The sequence below is a fragment of the Butyricicoccus sp. AM78-15b2TA genome, assembly GCF_027665985.1.
Classification (GTDB): Bacteria; Bacillota; Clostridia; order Oscillospirales; family Butyricicoccaceae; genus Agathobaculum; species Agathobaculum butyriciproducens.
In genome coordinates, this window is the sequence record NZ_JAQEHY010000015.1 from 38078 (window position 1) to 55977 (window position 17900).

The window sequence follows — 17900 nt, forward strand, 5'->3', positions numbered from 1 at the left end:
TTATGACTAACAATACACAATTCAAGACGCTTGTGAACACATGGCTAAATCAAAAGAAGCCCATGATCACGCCGTCAACCCACGCCAGCTTTACGCTGATTACCGAAAATCACCTGATTCCATATTTCGGCAAGCGCAAGATTGGCAGCATCACCGAAGCGGACATCCAGAGCTACATTTCGTATCTCTACAATGCTGGACGCTTGGATAAGACCGGAGGGCTTACCGTGAAGACGATAAGGGATGTTATCCTCGTTCTCCGGTTATCAATGGAGTATGCCTACAAGGAACGGGCTATTCCACTCCTGAACTGGGACCTAATTGAATACCCAAAAGAGCTTGGTATCAAGAAAGTGGTTTCTCTCTCAAAAGATCAAGAGCAAGCTCTAATTCAGTGTATCTACATGGACTTAAATCGGAAGACAGCAGGGATTTTGATTGCATTGTTTACCGGAGTCCGGATAGGAGAGCTGTGCGGCTTGCAGATGAGGGACATTTCGCTGACGGACAAGACCATCAGCATCAACAAAACCGTCCAGCGTATCTACGACAAGAAAAAGGGAGAATCGTATCTTCATATAGGACCGCCGAAAACGAAGACCTCCGCTCGAACGATTCCTGTTCCGTCTCTTCTCATGAACATCATCAAGAAGTTTTACACGGAAAACCCGAATCACTATTTCCTCACGGGCAAGACAAAGCCAACCGAGCCGAGAACATATCGGCAATTCTTCACACGTTTCTTGAAGCGGAACGGATTGGAGAAAGTGAAGTTTCATGAGATCCGGCATACATTCGCAGTTAGAGCAATCGAGATACCGGAGTTTGATATAAAGTCTCTTTCTGAAATTCTCGGACATAAGAACGTATCCTTTACCCTGAATGTGTACGGGAGTGCAAATCTCCAACAGAAGGTTAAGTGCATGAATCTTCTGAATGACCTCCTGTGATGAAAAAAAGCCCCCGGCGCTGTGCCAGATGCACAGTGCCGGGGGCATTCCCGTTTCCAGCGATTTAATTTTCTCCCGATGAGGGACTGTTCATGGAGTGGCACTTTCCATTTTGCGAAGCCGCGAAAACTCAGTGCGTTCTGTGGAGAAGTTCACGGGACAGCACATACCGTACACGTTTCCAATAATCACTGTTCAGTGCAATGTGTATTCATCATCGTAAGTAAATTCACGGTTTTCACAATGCTTGATTCAGAGGGGAAATTATTCGCCTTATTCTTGTGTGACATCAAGGGAAACCGGGTCAATGATCGTAACAGATTTGCCTTGCTGATGAGCATATCTGACGGTCTTTCCGGTTCCGCTGGGGCTTCCATCCCAAACCGCGATCAGGACATCCGCATGATCAACCATATAACGGTTGCGCTTGTCCATGCAATCGGGCGTGTAATGGGTTTGAATCAGCGTTTCCTTGTCGCACTTGGACGCAATGTCGAAATACCGATCTCTTAGAGCTTCTGACCACTTTGCGGCTTGGCTTTCGCATGGGATGGCGCTTTCAAGCGTAATTCCCAGATAGGATGCTTTCAGCCCCAGCACGATCTCGGCGGCATACATATCTACACCGATTGCCATTCCGGATATGAAGTGTGTGACGCCTTCATTCTCGATGAGATTGATGATTTGCTCCCTGAGAGCTTTTTTGAGGTCTATGCAGCGTTCGTCTTCCTCATTGAAACCAAACGGGAGATTTTGCGGACGATGCCCGGTAAAAGCACAGGTCTTCATTTTCTTTTTCATCTCCTGACTATGTATTAGAGGCAGCTTCTATGTCTCTAATACATAGTATAGCACAGAGATATGAAATATTCTGTCGAAATAAGGGAAGAAAAAAGGCTGCGTGAAAAAATCACACAGCCCATGACGGATTCATCCATTATCTGCCGTTTCCTGCTGGATCATCAGCTCAACCATCTGCAAAATGCGCTTCTGCGCTTGCGGAGACAACGAAGCAAGTTTCTCCGAGAGTTCAGACGATTTATAGCTTGTCGAATGCTCCAGGACGTCACAGAAAATCGCGTCTGCCGAAACCTCAAGCCCATTGAGAAGAATGATCAATTTCTCACAGCGAGGAAACGACATACCACGTTCAACCGTAGAAATATAATTTGCAGTCAGCCCGGTCTTTTCCGCAAGCTCTTCTTGCGAGATTCCGAGGCGTTCCCGGCATTGTTTTACTCGTTTACCTATTCGTTTGTCAATCATAGCGCGTACCTACACCTTTTCTATAACGCTCATAACAATTATATGGGTTAGAGGCATAGTTATACAGAAGCGCTAATAGCGACGCTGTGTATTAGCGTGTGATTTTCGACGGTATTTACAGAAAAGATACAAAAAAAGAGCCTCTGCCGATACCCAAACCGGGCATCGACAGAGGCTCTTCGTTCGTTTTGTGGGTATTTGAATAAGTGCCGGAATCGACACCTATTCTCGCTCTATTGCCGAAACTGTGCGGGGAATATAATCACACGGGGCGGTCATTTCTCGTCGTTCTGAGGCTTGCAATCATAGGCTTTTTTGACCTCTAATTGTCCACGCTGCTGCTCCTTCCGGAAAAAGCCCGGACAGGAGATGAGATTCGCCCGAAAGCTCTGCTTGCAGTCATGGACGCAGCGGACGCAGAAGCGGTTATACTTCCGGCGTCCGCTGTCTCCTATGAAGAACGACCACTCCTGCCGCCATTTCTGACTTCTGCTCACAGATCAATCTCTCCTTTGTGCTTCTGCGGAGCGCAGCACTCCTTCGGCTTCTCAGCCTTTGCAGACTTGAGCCTGTCCATGATGGAGGTCTTCTCGCCCTTTTCGGGAAATTTGGCATCAGCGGTCTTATCTTCCTTCGGACCGTTGTTGATGATCCCATCAATCATGCCGTAGTCATCCTCCATAGACATCTCCGCTGCCTTGAGGTAGTTTTCCTTCTCAAGAGCTGCCATCCAACTTTCCTTGCTGATACCGAGCATTCCGCCCTTTGCCGCATGATCGGCAATCTCCTTGGCATCTACGCACAAGCCCTCGGTGTTATCGGAATAGAGGCGGTAAACCTCGCAGCCCTTCTCTAAAGCCTTCTCTGCCGCCTCCTGACCGACGGGAAGAACGCCAGCCCATGCGTAGCCGTAGTCCTTCATATCCTGAACGGAGAGCGTGGGATCGGGCATCTCCGGCACTTCCTTGACCTCAAGGTCGAGAAGGCGGAGCGTGTCATCGTCAAAGCCGTTGTAGACATCATCAAGGACGAGCTTGCCGCGCTCATCGACGATGATGCAAGCCGCCTCATCGCCGTAGGTGTCATGCTCCATCAAATAAAAGCTGTGACCGCCGACCTCGTGCCGGTCAATGGTGTGCCACGTCCCGATGTGACCGGCAACCGTCAGACCGGAGGTATCGGCGTTCATCTCAAAGTCCTTCTGCTCGATGCTCTCCTGCTTCTGCTGTTCCTGCGAGATCATGGGGATCGCCACAATCCTATCGCCCAGTTTGACAAACTGCTCCGGCACTTTGAAGTGGTCAGAGAACTTCTGCATCTGCTCTACGGTCAGAGAGCCGAAGCTGTCATCCGTCAAACCGACTACCATAAATGTTCCGGCAACAACATCGTAGATGTCACCGTCCTCATCACGCAGGGCGCGGTTCAAGGGCAGCCCTTCCAGCTTGCCTTCCTCGTTGCAGACTAAGGCAACCGGGTCTTCGTAGGGATAAATCGCCTCGATGTAGCCGCCGACTTCATGCTGCAAGGACTCCAGCCCGGAGTCAATCTCCTTCACATAAGGTTCCTTCCCCGGCTCAACGATGAGAACGGCGATGGTGCTGTCACGCTCGGCGGCTTCCCCTGAGCCGGTGATCCGGTATTCGTCGGGAATATCGTCCAGCTCACCGTTAAACTGTCTGTCCCAGCGTTCGCTTGCGACGCGGACATAGCCTTCATCGGTGAAGCGTCCCTGTTCATCATAAGCGATGTCGTGACCATAGCGTTCATAGTCGATGTAGTCTGCCAGAGGACCGAGATCCTTTTCGGAGTAGATACCGGCTTCGTTGGCATAGTAATAGCCGAGGTCATATTCGTCGTTGATACCGGGCATGATGTCGTAGCAGTCCAGATTGAACGTCAGGTTGATGAGATCGTCGATGTCGCTGACCTCATCGCAGCCAGATTCCATAATGGCAACGAGCTTTTCCTGATCGCTCAGGGAAAGCTCGTCAATCAAGGCGGCGAGGTAGTTGAGCTTATCAAGGCTCTCGTACTCGCCAAGCATCTTCTGGACGCCGTAGATCGGGCATTCGTAGTCGGTAATAAACCACTCTTCATAGGGCTGACCGAACTCATCCTGCTTGCCGATCCCGATACGCTCAAAAACCTTCTGCATCTCTTCCTCTGTGGTGGGCAGCTTCACCCACTCACCGACCAGCATACCCTCGTTGTACTTGCCAAGGTTCGTGACGAAGGCTTCAAAATCACCGTCTAATACGGGCATAGGCATCCTCCTTTCAGTCATCTACCATGCCGTCCGGCATGATATACAGTTCCTCAAACTCCGCGTCGCTCATGGATTCGAGCTTCCGGACGGTTTTGTACATCAGCTCTGCGAACTCACCGTCCACGTCGTTCAGAGTGACGCTCTTCATATCGTCGATCAGCCGCTTCCGGCTGGACGTATTGAAGCAGCACATGAGGTTGAGTTCTTCTACGGTAAAGTTTTTCATATCAGAGTACCATATCCTTTCCTTTCGATTTCTGCGGTTTCGGTGTGTGGGGCGGCTGTGCTTTCTGCGCGGATTTCAGCTTGTCGCGGATGGATTCACGGGCAGCGGGCTTCTTCGGAACAGTGTTATAGACGGCAATACCGGCATCTTCCACATAGGAGCGGACATACTGGATGCTTTCAGAAAAGCGGATGGGACGGTTCTTGTCCTCGATGTTGGTCAGCCGGACTTCATCAGCAACAAAATCAACCGCGTCAATTCTGCACTTGATGCCATCCACATTCAGCGTCGCTCCGACCGGAATGTAATCTGCGGCTTTGAATTCCTTGAAGGTCTCGCCGTCCTTGCTGAGAAAGACATCCGTTCCAGACTTCCAGAGCTTGTGAGAACCGGCTACCCATGCGCTTTCACGGAAGCCGGTCACCGGCATGGAGGGCTTGCCGCGCACCTTCTTCTCAAGGAGCTTCGTGCCGAGCAAGGGCGCAGCTTTTTCCGCGTCCTTGCCGTACAGCTCAAAATAGCCGTTCTGGGCAAAGCAGACCAGCGCGTCCGGATGCGCCTTTTTTGACTGCCTCATACTTCCGAAGTTCTGCAACGGGCAGAGGCGATAGTGCCTCTGTCCTTTCTGCCTCCGGCAGTCTGTCACGGCGGCTTTTCTGCTTGGACAGCACTTCCGCCAGAGCATCCGCGTCCTTCGGGAGCGTCTGGTGGGTTTTGACGCCTCCATGCTCACCGACCAGAGCCATTGCTGCATCGAAGCTGCTGCGGCAGGGGGCGTCCAGCACAAAGCCGTCTGCGAAGGTCAGCCGGTCATGATCCGGCGCAACCGAGTTCTGCGCTACATTTGCCGCCTGTTCCCGGTAATTGACCTCAAAGACATCTCCGAAGACCTTGCCGCGCTTAACAGCTTTCGGGACAATGACGCGGGCAACGCACTCGTCGTATGTCTGTTCCGCGTAAAAACGGAAGGTGTTGTGATCTCGCGTTCCCTGAATAAAGACCTGATTTTCGTTGAGACAGTGCGTTCCATGCGGACGGCAGAACCACATCAGCGTTTTCTCTTCGGGATTCCGGCTTTCGGCAGCGCGGCGGATGATACGCTTGTCGATGTCGAAGTCTTCCTTGTAGCTGTCTACATGACTGTCCACGAGCTTCTGCAGCTCCGCAACGATGTCAACGTCTGTGTATTTCTTCATGCTTCTCCTTTCTCACAACTCCATGTCGTGTGTTTTGGATTTGACCGGGGATTTCTTCTCCGGCTGCTGTTTTGCGGCAGCTTTGAGCTGATCGCGGATAGAGGGCTTTTCCTGCTTCTGCTCCTGTTTGATGTATTCCAGCGTCGGCATCAGTTCACGATAACAGCCCTGCGTTTTCCGTGCCGCATGACGGCGATGGATTTTGAACAGCGGCTCACCGTTCTGCGTGACCGTGTTGCCCTCAATTTTGACGCCGTTCCGTGCCAGCAGATTGAAGGAGTGGTTAGAGGCGCGGTAGGAAGCCCGCATCCCGTCATTGTGATAGGCAATCTGCCCCTTGAGCGTGTCCATGACGGCGGCTTTGATTTCCTTCTCTTCGGCAGTCAGGCGGTGTCCCTTCGGTGCTTTTGCCGCTTCCTCCGGCATGGAGGCAACGGGAGACTTGACCTCTACGGTTTTTACCTCAATAGAGGTAATCTCATCGCTTTCCCATGCAACGACCTCCGGGTCTCTTTCCTCTGTTTTCTCAGAAGTGACTTCCTTTTGAGCTTCGGTCTGCTGGCGGAACGCATCCACGAAAAGTGCCGTCAGTCCGGGATTGGGTTTATCCACAAGGAAGCGAGAGGCATTCTCCGGGCAGACCTCAACGTTCTTCGCCCATTCCTTGAGGGGCTGGGGAATGCGCCCGTCAAAGTCTTTCTGCTGAATGGTGTTTGCGAGGACATACCGGACGCGCTCCGGAGAGAACTGCTCAAGGACGCTTTTCACGGCAGCTTCCGCATTCAGGCGGTTATCTCCGTAGTTGGAGCTGATCGCCGCTTCAATCGCACGGCGGCATTCCACGTTTGCGGCGAGAGAAGCACGATATGACTCCAGCTCACCGGCTTCATAGGCGTAATTCGCCGTCTCGTGGTAAATGGGGACTTCCGGCATCGGTTCTGCGGGCGCTTCGGCTTCCTTCTCTGCGGACTGTGCTTTTTCTGCCAGCAGCACCTTGAGCTTGGCGTCAATGCCCTCGATCATCTCAGCCGCCGTCTTGCGGATGGTGTCCAGAGAGCTTTTCAGTTCCTTGGTTTCCTTGCCGGATGACCAACCGGCGATGTAACCGAAGGAGTAGTCCGAGGTTTCAATGCCGTACCGTTGGCAGACGGTGTAGGCAACGCTTTCCGCTTCAACCTCCTTGGTGTGCCGATCCTTCTTATCTTCTGGCGCGGCTTTCTCATCCGGCTTGACGGCGTGGAGCTTCGCGTGGGCGATCTCGTGAATGGCGGTTTTGACCGTCTGGATTTCGCTCATGCCCTCCTGAATGGCAATGCGGCTTTCAACCGGCGAGAAGAATCCCTTTGCACCGCCCGGAATGTCCTCAAAGGAAATAGGGACGGGAGATTCCTGCCTGAGCGCGTCTAAGAACGCCTCGTAGTTTTCGACGGTGCCTTTCAGCTCATCGACGATGATGTCCGGAAGCTCCTTGCCGTCCGTCTGGGAAACATCAAAGACACTCACCACCTTGAAGGCAGGACGCAGAACCTCGACCGTCTCCGTGACAGCCTTTCCGTCTGTGCCAATCACCGGCTTCTGCGTCAAAGGGTCAATCTTCTCGCGCTCTTCCTGCGCCTTGTACGGCGCGGGTGCGAGAATCTTGATGCCCTTTTCGCCCTTCATGACCTGACGGTCAAAGTTGCGCTGCCACGAGGTATAACCGGCAACATAGGTTGCCTCTGGCTTCTGCATCGCAATGAGCAATGTGTTGTTGAAGGAATAGTTGTAGAACTTGGACATCGTGCGGAGGTATTCCTTGAACCGCTCGGATTCAAAAAGCTCCTTGATGCCCTGTTCCAGCTTGTCCGTAATTTCGCGGACTTGCTGTGCATTTCTGTTTTCAGCCATCTCAAACCTCCATTTCGTATTTGCTTCGGGGAGAAGAAAACCCCGTCTGGGATTTGCTCAATAAACGAGCCTTTACCTCAGACGGGGTTTCTCTGCGTGTCAGCCGACGATGAAAGATGTTATCCTCCTTCTCCCATTCAATCAGCCGGTCAAACAGCTCCGGGTGTTTTGTAATCATGTGCAACAGCTCTTCGTCGCTTGCGTTGGGACAGAACCAGCAGCCGTTTCTCCGGCAGTGAGTGTAGATTGGGGAAAGCAGCCCTTGTTCCTGACAGAGCTTGTAGGCGTCAACCTCGGTCATGCCGTACTTGGCAAGCAGACTGACCTTCTTCACGCCGTCCAGACGCGCAAGGCGTTTGGGTTCATCCTCCGCGATGCCGACATAGCTCACGGTGTCCGGAGAAAGCGCGGCATTGTACTTTCGGACGGGCGGGATTTTGCAGTCCCGATTGACCGCGCACATCCCGGCCCACGCAAAACCGCGAACCTCGCCCTTGTGCGGTCCGCGGGTGATGACATGATGGAACACCTCATCGTAGGTCTTGTCCGCATGGAGAATGGTGAACTTGATGCCCAGCTCCTTTTCGCAGAAGGGCTTGAGCCGGTCATAAATGAAGTCCCGGTGTTCCGGGACTTCGCCGCTTGTGTTTTTGTCGAACATGACCTCACTGAAAACCGCCTCGTCAAGCGGCTCATTGTGCTGTGCAGCCAGCAGGAGCGTCGCTACGCTGTCTTTGCCTCCGCTGCATGAAGCAACATACTTTGGGCGGGTCATCGATCAAACTCCATCTTGAAGCTGACGTATTTGCCGCCGCTGTCATCCAGACGGATCACCGCATCGTAGAGCTGAGGCTTCTTCGGCGTGTAAAGCCCGGTCACTCGGCACCAGCCCTTGTCCAGCAGCTCCTTTGCAATCCTCTTGGTCAGCTTCTTTTTCTTACTGGAAAAGAACTTGTTGTCTTCCCACAGGCAGAAGGAGCAGTCCTTGTTCGAGCAGTAGAAGTTGCCCTTGCCCACATAGACCAGAGAGCCGCAGCGGGGACACTTGCCGATTTCCTCCTTGCCCGTGCCGAAACGTTGGGCTTCGGCATCGGAGAGAAACGGATAGGCTTTTACAAGATCCCCGGTCATCCGGACAATACCGCTGAGGAAGGCGTCTGCATCCGCATTGCCGCGCTCAATCTCCTTGAGCGTGTTTTCCCATTCCGCAGTCATTGCGGGAGACGTGATCTGTTCCGGCAGGACGCAGACAAGGTTGCAGCCGTCCTTCGTAGGAATGAGGGATTTACCCTTGCGCTCTGCAAAGCCGGATTTCACCAGCTTTTCAATGATACCGGCGCGGGTTGCGGGAGTGCCAAGACCTTTCTTCTCGGTGTCATCGTCAAACTGATCGTTTCCGGCAGTCTCCATCGCAGACAGGAGGGTATCTTCCGTGTACTGCTTCGGAGGTGTTGTGAAGTGTTCCGTGACGCTGGCAGATACACTATCCAGAACATCGCCTTCATGGACTTCGGGCAGGGACTTCATAGGATCATCCTTTTCCTTCGTCTTGAGGGATGCCTTGAACAGCTCTTCAATGGCTTTCCAGCCGTTTTGAACAACGGTCTTGCCCTTGGTTTTGAACTCGTAGCCCTCGCAGGAGAGCGTGATTTGCGTTTCCGCGTAGGTGTGCTTCTCGCCTGTCGCACACAGAAGGCGCATCCCGACAAGAGTGAGGATTTTCTGCTCTGACTGAGGGAGAGCGGAAACATCCTGCTTTTCAAGCTGGACGGTCGGGAGAATGGCGTGGTGATCCGTGACCTTGCTGTTGTCGGTCACGCGGGAAATGTCCGGAGTAGTCGAAACGCCGGAGAAAAGCGGAAGCTGGCGGCAGACGATGGAAATGACCTTACGGGCAGTGTCCTCCATATCATCCGTGATAAACTGACTGTCCGTGCGCGGATAGGTCAGGAACTTCTTTTCGTAGAGCGTCTGAACGAGATCGAGCGTCTGCTGGGCAGTGAAGCCATAGTATCGGTTTGCCTCGCGCTGCAAGGTGGTCAGATCGTAGAGCTTCGGAGGATTGACGGTTTTCGTCTCCCGCTTGAGAGAAGAAACGACGGCTTGCTTTTTCTCGCAAGCCGCCGCAATCTTCTTTGCTTCCTCTTCGGTTTTGACCTTTTCCAGATCGGCAGTCAGATCGCCCTTGCCGACATGGACATTGAAATACTTTTCTTTCTGGAAGGTGGAGATTTTCCCGTCACGCTCCACCAGCATTGCAAGGGTCGGCGTCTGGACGCGCCCGACCACCAGCTTCTTGTGATAGAGCGTGGTGAAAAGGCGGGTGCCGTTGATACCGACAATCCAGTCTGCCTTCGAGCGGCTGAGTGCCGCTTCATAGAGACGGTCATAGTCCTTGCCGTCCCGGAGATGCTGGAAGCCTTCGCGGATGGCGGAGTCCTCCAACGAGCTGATCCACAGACGCTTGAAGGGCTTGGTGCATCCGGCTTTGTTGTAGACCAGCCGGAAGATCAGCTCGCCCTCACGCCCTGCATCGGTTGCACAGACCAGCTCGGTGACGCGCTTGTCCTTCATGAGAGCGGACAGTACCTTGAACTGCTGTGCTTTGTCCTTCGTGACCTCAAACATCCAGCTTTCCGGGACAATGGGCAGATCGTCATACCGCCACTTGGCATATCGCTCATCGTAGGAGCTGGCGTCTGCCAACTCCACCAGATGACCGAAGCACCACGAAACGATGTAATTGCCGCCCTCCATATAGCCGTCCTTTCGGGACGTTGCGCCCAGAACCTTTGCGATGGACTGGGCAACGCTGGGCTTTTCAGCAATAACTAAGATCAATCTTCATCACCATCCGTTTCAGCATCCTCCGCAATCTGCGGCTCATCATCCTCGTTGATGTACGGCTCTTCCTCGTAGCCTTCATCATCAAAGAAGTCCATATCTTCATCCTTGGGCTTTCTGCCCTTGACGAACTTGATGTAGTAATAAGCTGCACCCGCAGCACCTGCAAGAACGAAGATGACGAGGATCATGCCGATGTTGGATTTCTTTTCGGGTTTAGGGGCGGGAGCATCGGTTTCCGCATCCTTATCCGGCTCAGGTGTAACGGGGGCTGTGCCGGTGCATTCGCTCATGTTGGTCTTGCAGACCGGGCAGTCGGTGTTGACCTGACCGGCAGCGCATTTCTCTTTGCAATTACAGGTAGTCAGAGCCGGCGCAGTATCATCATCCAGCAGCGCAAGCAGGTCGCTCTCATCGACCATGTTGAGGAAGTACGTCTGATACTGTTCCTCGTCCTCATTGATGGGTGCATCGTAGTCGATGACAACGAAAAAGGTATTGCCGTTCTTCGTCTGGACTGTGATGAACTGCTTGTTGGTTGCCTTGTCATAGAGCAAGTCGCGGGTGTAGGCGTTGCCCTCATCGTCAATCTGCTCACCCTTCGGCTTTTCCGGCGTGGGAGCGACTGCGGGCTGCTGTTCGGGCTGAGTTGCCTCCGTGACGGGAAGGTTCTGTTCGGTATCATCGGCGTAGGCAAACGCCGTGACCGAGAAGCAAGACAGAACCATGACGCAGACCGCAAGGACGGTCAGAAAACGAAACTTCTTACGCATTGTCGATTACCTCCGTATTTTCAGCGGGCTTGGTGCCGCCCTTCATGGAAGACAGGAACACCATGATCTGATCCTTGTCCATCACCATAGAGCGCACGGTATTGATGATTTCAAGGTTTTCCAGCTCTGTCTTCTTGTCGTACAGCTCCTTGAGCTGACCTTCGATTTCGGATTTCTTCTTTTCAGCCTTCTCAATGTCGGAGAGGACTTTCTGATACTTGGGATTCATGAAATAACTCCTTTCTTTTAATAGGCGGGTCTTCCGAAGGCGTAGAAATGCTGCTGCCAATAGGAAGAGTTGATGGATGTGTACTGAATGGGATCGCCGCAGTGGATCATGACCCCATCACCAACATAAATGCCGACGTGAGACACGCCGGGGGTGTCATACGTCCCGACAAAGAAGATGAGATCACCGGGCTGTGCATTCGCCTTTGAGACCGGCGTACAGACGTTGTAAAGCCCTTGTGCGCCCAGCCGACCGGTATTCACAAGACCGCTGTTCGTGAGAACGTAGCTGACAAAGCCGGAGCAGTCAAAGGATGTGTCGGGATTGGAGCCGCCCCACACATACGGATAGCCGAGATACTTTTCCGCCTCGGTAATCAGCGTTGCAAACTTCTCGTCGTTCAGGTATTCCGGGTTGACATCGTAGTCGGCGGGAGGATTTGTGATGTACTTGTCCACATAGGGGGAGTCACCGAACAGATCCTCACGGTTGCCCAACACCGACATATACGTTGCGTACATGGAAAGTTGTTCCTGAGACATGATGTAGACCGGGACATGGGAGAGATTGAAGTTTTCGAGCTTCACGTTGCAGATGTAGTAGTCATACGGGACGCGGTAGGTTTCCGTGTGCGTATTGCCGTCTGCATCCGTCCATGTGTCGGTCTCCGTGCGGTATCTGGTTTCGACGATGACCTCTTCTGTGAGGATATACTGCTTTTCAAACAGCATTTGGAGCGTACCCTGCACCTCATCCAGCGTAAACTCGCCCTCGTGGAGAGCCGAGAGAATGGAGATCAGCACATAGGGGTCATGCTCAATATCGTCCAGATCGAAGTGGTATTCATCGTAGCTGTGAGTGCTTTCGTAGGTGTCGAGATAGCGTTGCAGCTCTTGCTCCATTTGGCAATACTGCGCCTCCGCGCCCAGCATCGCATCATCCTCGCTGAGATAGGAGGAAGCGATAACCGACGAGCCGGTAGAGGTGAGCATCGAACACGAGCTGATTCCGGCACCGAGCAACACGAGAAGGGCAATTCCGACGCCGATCCAGATAAAGACCTTCCTGTTGTTCTCAAAGAACTCCTTGAGCTTGTCGGACACCTTTTCGCCGAGCTTCTTGCCGGTGCTTTTTGTGGCAGTCCCGGCAGTCTGGGAACCGGCATTCCGTGCAGCGGCATATTCCTTCTTGATGTTCTGCTTCTGGTAGTGCTTGTTCATGTTCTGCTTCTTCATCTCAGGATGCACCTGCTGATTTCTTTCATATTGGAGCTTCGCATCAGCAGCATCCGCCTTGTGTTCCAGCTTGGAGACCTTCTCGTAGGGCTTGTTGACGCTGCTTTCCCGATGATGACGGAAATGCCGAGCGGCAGTCTCAGCGGCGATCTCCGTTTTATGCGCCGCCTCAACCGCCGAGTTTTCCTGCTCGACCTCATGGATTTTGCCGTGAATGCCGGAAGCGAGGGTGTCACCGACCTTGCGGACGGTTTTGTCTGCCTCGAATTGCAGCTTGCTTTTGCTCTTGGGCTTTTTCAGCTCATCCTCAAAATGAAGGCGGGTTTTGCCCTTTCCGGTCTCTTCATCAAAGACGCGCTCTTTCTTGAGAACCTTGTGCGTGGGCAGCTTTTCACGGGCGGCATCCAGACGTTCATGCGCCTTCTCGGACTTCCTTTCGAGCTTCTGCATCCGCTTCGTGGGCGGGACGGCATCGTCCGAGACCGGCTTTGCGGAGGAAGTCTCTGCCGCTTGGGAGAGAACGGCATCCGCATCCACTGCCTCCACTGCCGAGGTCTTGCGCAGCTTGTGTGTGACAACCGTTTCGGCAATCACCGTGCCGGTATGAGAAGAAACGCCGTGCTGCTCAAAAGTTGGAGGCTTGAACGGCGTTTCCGAAGGCAGCGGTTCAGGTACATTCTGGGGTGGATTTTCTGCCCTTTTCTCTTCTGTGACGGACGTTTCCGAGAGCGGCTGTGTGTCGTTATCCTCGGCGTGTTCCACCTGAAACTGACGCTGCTGACGGCGCATCTGCACCTTTTTCTGTTCCTCCGCAGAAAGGGCTTCGGAAGGTGCGGCTGTCTCAACCGGCTTGACCAGCTCCGCATATTCCTGCCGCTTTGACACTCTCTGCTCGGTGCCAGCCGTCAGGTTTTCCTCAACCGCGCCCTCCCGCGTCATCCGCACGACTACCTTGTCGCGGGCTTTGAGTTCCGGATCCTTGGACATCAGATTTCACCTCCAATCCGCTTGTAGGCAAGCTCGGTGTATTCAGGATTCAGCTCCACGCCCACGAAATGCCGCCCCATCTGCGAGGCAACCATGCCGGTTGTACCGCTCCCCATGAAAGGGTCAAGCACAATGCCGCCTTCGGGACAACCGGCGAGAAGACAGGTCTCAACCAGCTTCGGAGGGTAGGCAGCGTAGTGACCGCCCTTGAAGGGGACGGTGTTGATCTTCCAGACATCGCGTTTGTTGCGGAGCGGATTGATGTCTGCGTCCTTGATCTCGCCATGCTCACGCGGACGGTTGATGGTCTGCGGCTGAGGCTGACCGGGAACGGGCTTTCCGTATTTGTTGCCGCCCTTCATGCCGCGCTTGAGGCGTTCCGCCGTTGCGGGAGCAATCGGCTCGGAGATTGCCTTGTAGTCAAAGAAATACTTCTTGGACTTGGAGAACAGGAAAATATGCTCATAGCAGCGGGCGCATCGGTCTTTCACGCTCTCCGGCATGGGGTTATCCTTCATCCAGATGATGTCGTTGCGCAGATACCAGCCGGTATCGCGGAGGGCAAAAGCAAGCATCCACGGAATGCCGATCATGTCCTTCGGCTTGCAGCCCTCAACCTTGTTGTTGAGAGCCACAGCCTGTCCGTTTCTGCCGTTGGGGTTCTTCGGATCAATAAAATCACCCTGATTGCCCTTTCCGGCGTAGGTGTCCGAAATGTTCAGCCAGAGCGTTCCTTCCGGACGCAAAACGCGCCTGACTTCGGTAAACACTTCCGTCAGGCGCGAGATATATTCCTTCGGCGTTGTCTCTCTGCCGATCTGAGCATCCATGCCGTAATCGCGGAGCGCGTAATACGGAGGGGACGTCACACAGCAATGAACGCTGTCTTCGGGCAGAGTTTTCAGGATTTCAAGGCAATCGCCGGTATGAATGATGTCAAGTTGTATGGTGGTGTACCTCCTGTTCTGTTGGATTTGTGTTTCCATTGAAATGTTGGCTGTGAAACCCGACAACATTTCAATGGGCATCAGTCGGAGTAATACTCGTCCGGCTCGTAATCCTCATCTTCCGTGAAGTCCTCGTCGAGATTGTCAATCTCGTCTGCCCAACGGTCGAAGATTTCCTCAGCTTCCTTCGCCGCCTCACGATAGAGGCTCAGCCGGTTCTTCTCAAAGGCGGCAAAGGCGGGGACGTACTTGCCGAACTCACGGAATGCCTTCACATCCTGCGTGCGCATATCCGCAACGCACAGGATGATTTCGGACATGGTGAGCAGATCGTCGATCATCAGCTCATACTCGCCCTTGGGGATAGAAACGGTTTCATCTTCACCCGCGTCAGCGAAAGGGGTATTCTCATCGTTGTTGCTGCACTCAGAAACATCAACATTGAAGTAAAAGCCGATCATATCCACGGCTACTTTGGTCATAATCTGACGCGCTTCCTTGACCTTTTCGTCGATGTCCTCCCTCACATGGAGGTAGGCGCGGTGATGCTTCTTGAGGTCGCTTTCCAGTCGGATCAGATCGGTCAGCTCCCACAGAGCCTTAAACAGCGCGGAGGTGTTCTCTCCGTATTCGATAGCGTCCGCATAGGGAATGGTAATCATCTTGTTGGTCATATTCAAAAATCCTCCTATCAGTTCTGTACGGTTTCTTCTAAACGGGTGGTCATGATGCGGTAGAGCTGGGTGTCCTTCGGGAAATCGTCCTTGAAGGGAACGATGGTCGAGCCGTAGAAGATCAGCCCCTCACCGGCGTTGGAGTTGGTGATGTAGTTCTGCTGGCTGGGCGAGATGTTCAGCGCCTTCGAGAGAATCTGCCGGTCGCCGGATGCCTGATTCAGAAGGTAGACAAAATCCGAGTTTTCAAAAATGTTCTCCACCTCGCGGGAGGCAAGAAGATCCTTGACGTTCTGCGTGATTCCGGTCGGGATGCCTCCCCATTTTCTGAAACGCTTCCAGATTTCCACGCTGTACGCGGCGGTCTGTTCCTCTTTCAGCAAAAGGTGGAACTCGTCCATGTAATAGCGCGTTGCCTTATGCTGGGCGCGGTTAATGGTCACGCGGTTCCACACCTGATCCTGCACAATGAGCATTCCGAGCTTTTTAAGCTGCTTGCCCAGTTCCTTGATGTCATAGCAGACGAAGCGGTTGTTGACATCCACATTCGTTCTGTGATTGAAGACGTTCAGCGAGCCGTGAACATAGATTTCAAGGGCGGTTGCGATGCGCTGTGCCTCCGGCTCCTTCTGATTTCTCAGAATGTTGTAGAGGTCTTCGAGGATCGGCATTTTCTCCGGCTTGGGGTCTGCAAGAAACTCCTGATAGACCATTCGGACGCTGCGGTCAATGATGGTCTTCTCAACCGGCTGCAAGCCGTCCTTGCCGCCGACAATCAGCTCACACATGGAGAGGATGAAGTCGGATTTCAGCGTCAGCGGGTTTTCCTCTTCGGAGTAGTTCGTGTTGATGTCCAGAGGATTGATGTAATCCGTGCTGACCGGCGAAATGCGGATGACCTGACCACCGAGCTTCTGCACGAGGGGAAAATACTCGGCTTCGGGGTCGCAGACGATGATGTCATCCTCCGTGATGAGGAAGGCGTTCGTCATTTCGCGCTTGGCGGAGAAGGACTTACCGGAACCGGGTGTACCCAAGATCAGCCCGTTGGGGTTCTTGAGCTGCTTGCGGTCTACCATGATCATGTTGTTGGACAGCGCGTTCAGCCCGTAGTAGAGAGCTTCACCGCCCTGAAAAAGCTCCTGTGTGGTGAACGGCACGAAAACCGCCGTGCTGGAAGTGGTCAGTCCGCGTTCGATCTCCACCTGATTGACGCCGATAGGCAAAGAGGACATCAGCCCTTCCTCCTGCTGGAAGTCAAGACGCTTGAGCGCACAGTTATACTTTTGGGCAATGGCGGCGGTCTGGAACACCGCGTTTTCGAGCTTCTGGCGGTTGGTTGCCGTATTCATGATGAGGATGGTCACGAGGAACAGTCTCTCATTGCGGGTCTGGAGATCCTGCAACAGACGCTTTGCCTCACCGCCGAAGGTGGCAAGATCGGATGGGATGATGTCCATATCGTAGCCGGAGCGGACTGCCTTTTTCTGCTCTTCAATCTTCATCTTGTCGAGGTCGGTGATCTTCGACTTGATGCTCTTGATTGCCTTCGCCTGGTCAATCGTCCGGATATGAAAATTGACCGTGATGTTGCTGTCCATCTCAAGGAAGTCGGCAAGCATACGGTCATTGAGTTCCGGCGCGAGGATTTGCAGAAAGCTCACCGCGCCGATGGTTCTGCCCATCTTGAAGCACTTGCCTTCACGGAAGTCAAAGGAAGTGGGCGCGATGAAGTCCTTCGTGCTGAGTCCTGTTCGGGCTACCATGTCAAAGGAAAAGCGGAACGGCTCATTGGTGTCCATGTTGAATACATCATGAAGCACTTTCAGCCGCTCATAGCCGGACAGCGGCTCGGTTCTCACACCAAGGGTTTTGAAGTTGTTGAGAATGTCGGTTTCAATGCGTTCGAGCTTCGGCTTTGCCGTGCGGAGGGAGTCTGCCTCAATGCCGAAGGTGATGTACTTCTTCTTGACCAGCCCGTTGTTGCCCTTGGTAAGCTGGCTTTGCAGCATACCGGAATACTCGGAGCGGATGTCGTTGAAGGCGTCCTCCTGTGCCGGAATGTTGATGCGCTTGCGAAACTCATTCAGGCTTGCCTTCTGATTGATGAAGGAGAGCTGGACGAAGATCGAGCTGTCGAAGTAGTTCAGAAAGTCGCACCAGTTCTCAAAGATGGCAGTTTTGTCCTCGTTCTGCGCAAGCTGGTAGTTGATGTCCTCAAAGGCGATGGACTTGGTATAGAGCCGGTTATTCACCTTGCAGATACCGTCGCGGCACATCTCCACATAGGGAATGGTCTGCTGGGCGGACTTGCGGACTTTCTTTGCCTTCCTGTCCTTTTTCTTCTGCATGACGATCCGCTTCTTTTCCTGAGCGGAAAGGGCATCGCCGTAAATGACGCCGTTTTTGACCGTCAT

Annotated in this window: 15 protein-coding genes and 1 pseudogene; 1 reads left to right on the forward strand and 15 read right to left on the reverse strand. The window is 53.3% G+C overall.

All coding sequences use genetic code 11. The features are described from left to right. Positions 1-2: 2 nt before the first annotated feature. On the forward strand, positions 3-950 hold the full coding sequence (locus PGS25_RS12610) for a site-specific integrase (RefSeq protein ID WP_119191150.1): 948 nt from the start codon (positions 3-5) through the stop codon (positions 948-950). 273 nt (positions 951-1223) lie between these two features. Here PGS25_RS12610 and PGS25_RS12615 read toward each other — a convergent pair whose 3' ends face one another. The 15 genes and pseudogenes from PGS25_RS12615 to PGS25_RS12690 all read right to left on the reverse strand — a co-directional run bounded on the left by PGS25_RS12615 (position 1224) and on the right by PGS25_RS12690 (position 17900). Continuing rightward, complete coding sequence (locus tag PGS25_RS12615; RefSeq protein WP_252192638.1) at positions 1224-1739, reverse strand: SLOG family protein; 516 nt, start codon at positions 1737-1739, stop codon at positions 1224-1226. 141 nt (positions 1740-1880) lie between these two features. Beyond that, positions 1881-2216 carry a helix-turn-helix domain-containing protein gene (locus PGS25_RS12620; RefSeq protein WP_008396821.1) on the reverse strand — a complete coding sequence of 112 codons (336 nt, stop codon included), beginning with the start codon at positions 2214-2216 and terminating at the stop codon, positions 1881-1883. Between the two features lie 275 nt (positions 2217-2491). After that, the gene (locus PGS25_RS12625) at positions 2492-2713 is read right to left on the reverse strand and encodes a hypothetical protein (RefSeq protein WP_119191149.1); all 222 of its coding nucleotides are present in this window, start codon (positions 2711-2713) and stop codon (positions 2492-2494) included. Beyond that, on the reverse strand, positions 2710-4482 hold the full coding sequence (locus PGS25_RS12630; protein ID WP_270418926.1) for an antirestriction protein ArdA: 1773 nt from the start codon (positions 4480-4482) through the stop codon (positions 2710-2712). Before PGS25_RS12630 ends, PGS25_RS12625 begins: the two co-directional genes overlap by 4 nt. A gap of 13 nt (positions 4483-4495) precedes the next feature. Next, positions 4496-4711: a transposon-transfer assisting family protein gene (locus PGS25_RS12635; protein WP_118626352.1), complete on the reverse strand. Its 216-nt coding sequence runs from the start codon at positions 4709-4711 to the stop codon at positions 4496-4498. 1 nt (position 4712) lies between these two features. Beyond that, positions 4713-5907 (reverse strand): annotated as a pseudogene (locus tag PGS25_RS15660) (DNA mismatch repair protein MutS). Between the two features lie 12 nt (positions 5908-5919). Next, complete coding sequence (locus PGS25_RS12650; RefSeq protein WP_270418931.1) at positions 5920-7794, reverse strand: DUF3849 domain-containing protein; 1875 nt, start codon at positions 7792-7794, stop codon at positions 5920-5922. 1 nt (position 7795) lies between these two features. Continuing rightward, positions 7796-8569, reverse strand: a complete 774-nt coding sequence (locus PGS25_RS12655; RefSeq protein ID WP_270418932.1) for a phosphoadenosine phosphosulfate reductase — start codon at positions 8567-8569, stop codon at positions 7796-7798. Then, a complete protein-coding gene (locus PGS25_RS12660) occupies positions 8566-10635 on the reverse strand; it encodes a DNA topoisomerase 3 (protein ID WP_270418933.1) in 2070 nt (689 codons plus the stop codon). Before PGS25_RS12660 ends, PGS25_RS12655 begins: the two co-directional genes overlap by 4 nt. After that, a complete protein-coding gene (locus tag PGS25_RS12665) occupies positions 10632-11411 on the reverse strand; it encodes a DUF4366 domain-containing protein (RefSeq protein ID WP_270418934.1) in 780 nt (259 codons plus the stop codon). The genes PGS25_RS12660 and PGS25_RS12665 overlap by 4 nt, the downstream gene beginning before the upstream one ends. Next, the gene (locus PGS25_RS12670; protein WP_117452843.1) at positions 11404-11640 is read right to left on the reverse strand and encodes a DUF4315 family protein; all 237 of its coding nucleotides are present in this window, start codon (positions 11638-11640) and stop codon (positions 11404-11406) included. The genes PGS25_RS12665 and PGS25_RS12670 overlap by 8 nt, the downstream gene beginning before the upstream one ends. Before the next feature lie 17 nt (positions 11641-11657). Continuing rightward, positions 11658-13862: a C40 family peptidase gene (locus tag PGS25_RS12675; RefSeq protein ID WP_270418935.1), complete on the reverse strand. Its 2205-nt coding sequence runs from the start codon at positions 13860-13862 to the stop codon at positions 11658-11660. Continuing rightward, a complete protein-coding gene (locus PGS25_RS12680) occupies positions 13862-14848 on the reverse strand; it encodes a DNA-methyltransferase (protein ID WP_270418937.1) in 987 nt (328 codons plus the stop codon). Before PGS25_RS12680 ends, PGS25_RS12675 begins: the two co-directional genes overlap by 1 nt. 41 nt (positions 14849-14889) lie before the next feature. Next, the gene (locus tag PGS25_RS12685) at positions 14890-15483 is read right to left on the reverse strand and encodes a nitrogen fixation protein (RefSeq protein WP_270418938.1); all 594 of its coding nucleotides are present in this window, start codon (positions 15481-15483) and stop codon (positions 14890-14892) included. Between the two features lie 17 nt (positions 15484-15500). After that, positions 15501-17900 carry a VirB4-like conjugal transfer ATPase, CD1110 family gene (locus PGS25_RS12690; protein ID WP_270418949.1) on the reverse strand — a complete coding sequence of 800 codons (2400 nt, stop codon included), beginning with the start codon at positions 17898-17900 and terminating at the stop codon, positions 15501-15503.

Coding starts and splice junctions, on each gene's coding strand:
- PGS25_RS12655 (WP_270418932.1), bottom strand. CDS start 8,569: ATGACCCGCCCAAAGTATGTTGCTTCATGCAGCGGAGGCAAAGACAGC.
- PGS25_RS12680 (WP_270418937.1), bottom strand. CDS start 14,848: ATGGAAACACAAATCCAACAGAACAGGAGGTACACCACCATACAACTT.
- PGS25_RS12665 (WP_270418934.1), bottom strand. CDS start 11,411: ATGCGTAAGAAGTTTCGTTTTCTGACCGTCCTTGCGGTCTGCGTCATG.
- PGS25_RS12650 (WP_270418931.1), bottom strand. CDS start 7,794: ATGGCTGAAAACAGAAATGCACAGCAAGTCCGCGAAATTACGGACAAG.
- PGS25_RS12615 (WP_252192638.1), bottom strand. CDS start 1,739: ATGAAGACCTGTGCTTTTACCGGGCATCGTCCGCAAAATCTCCCGTTT.
- PGS25_RS12685 (WP_270418938.1), bottom strand. CDS start 15,483: ATGACCAACAAGATGATTACCATTCCCTATGCGGACGCTATCGAATAC.
- PGS25_RS12630 (WP_270418926.1), bottom strand. CDS start 4,482: ATGCCCGTATTAGACGGTGATTTTGAAGCCTTCGTCACGAACCTTGGC.
- PGS25_RS12670 (WP_117452843.1), bottom strand. CDS start 11,640: ATGAATCCCAAGTATCAGAAAGTCCTCTCCGACATTGAGAAGGCTGAA.
- PGS25_RS12635 (WP_118626352.1), bottom strand. CDS start 4,711: ATGAAAAACTTTACCGTAGAAGAACTCAACCTCATGTGCTGCTTCAAT.
- PGS25_RS12690 (WP_270418949.1), bottom strand. CDS start 17,900: ATGACGGTCAAAAACGGCGTCATTTACGGCGATGCCCTTTCCGCTCAG.
- PGS25_RS12675 (WP_270418935.1), bottom strand. CDS start 13,862: ATGTCCAAGGATCCGGAACTCAAAGCCCGCGACAAGGTAGTCGTGCGG.
- PGS25_RS12610 (WP_119191150.1), top strand. CDS start 3: ATGACTAACAATACACAATTCAAGACGCTTGTGAACACATGGCTAAAT.
- PGS25_RS12620 (WP_008396821.1), bottom strand. CDS start 2,216: ATGATTGACAAACGAATAGGTAAACGAGTAAAACAATGCCGGGAACGC.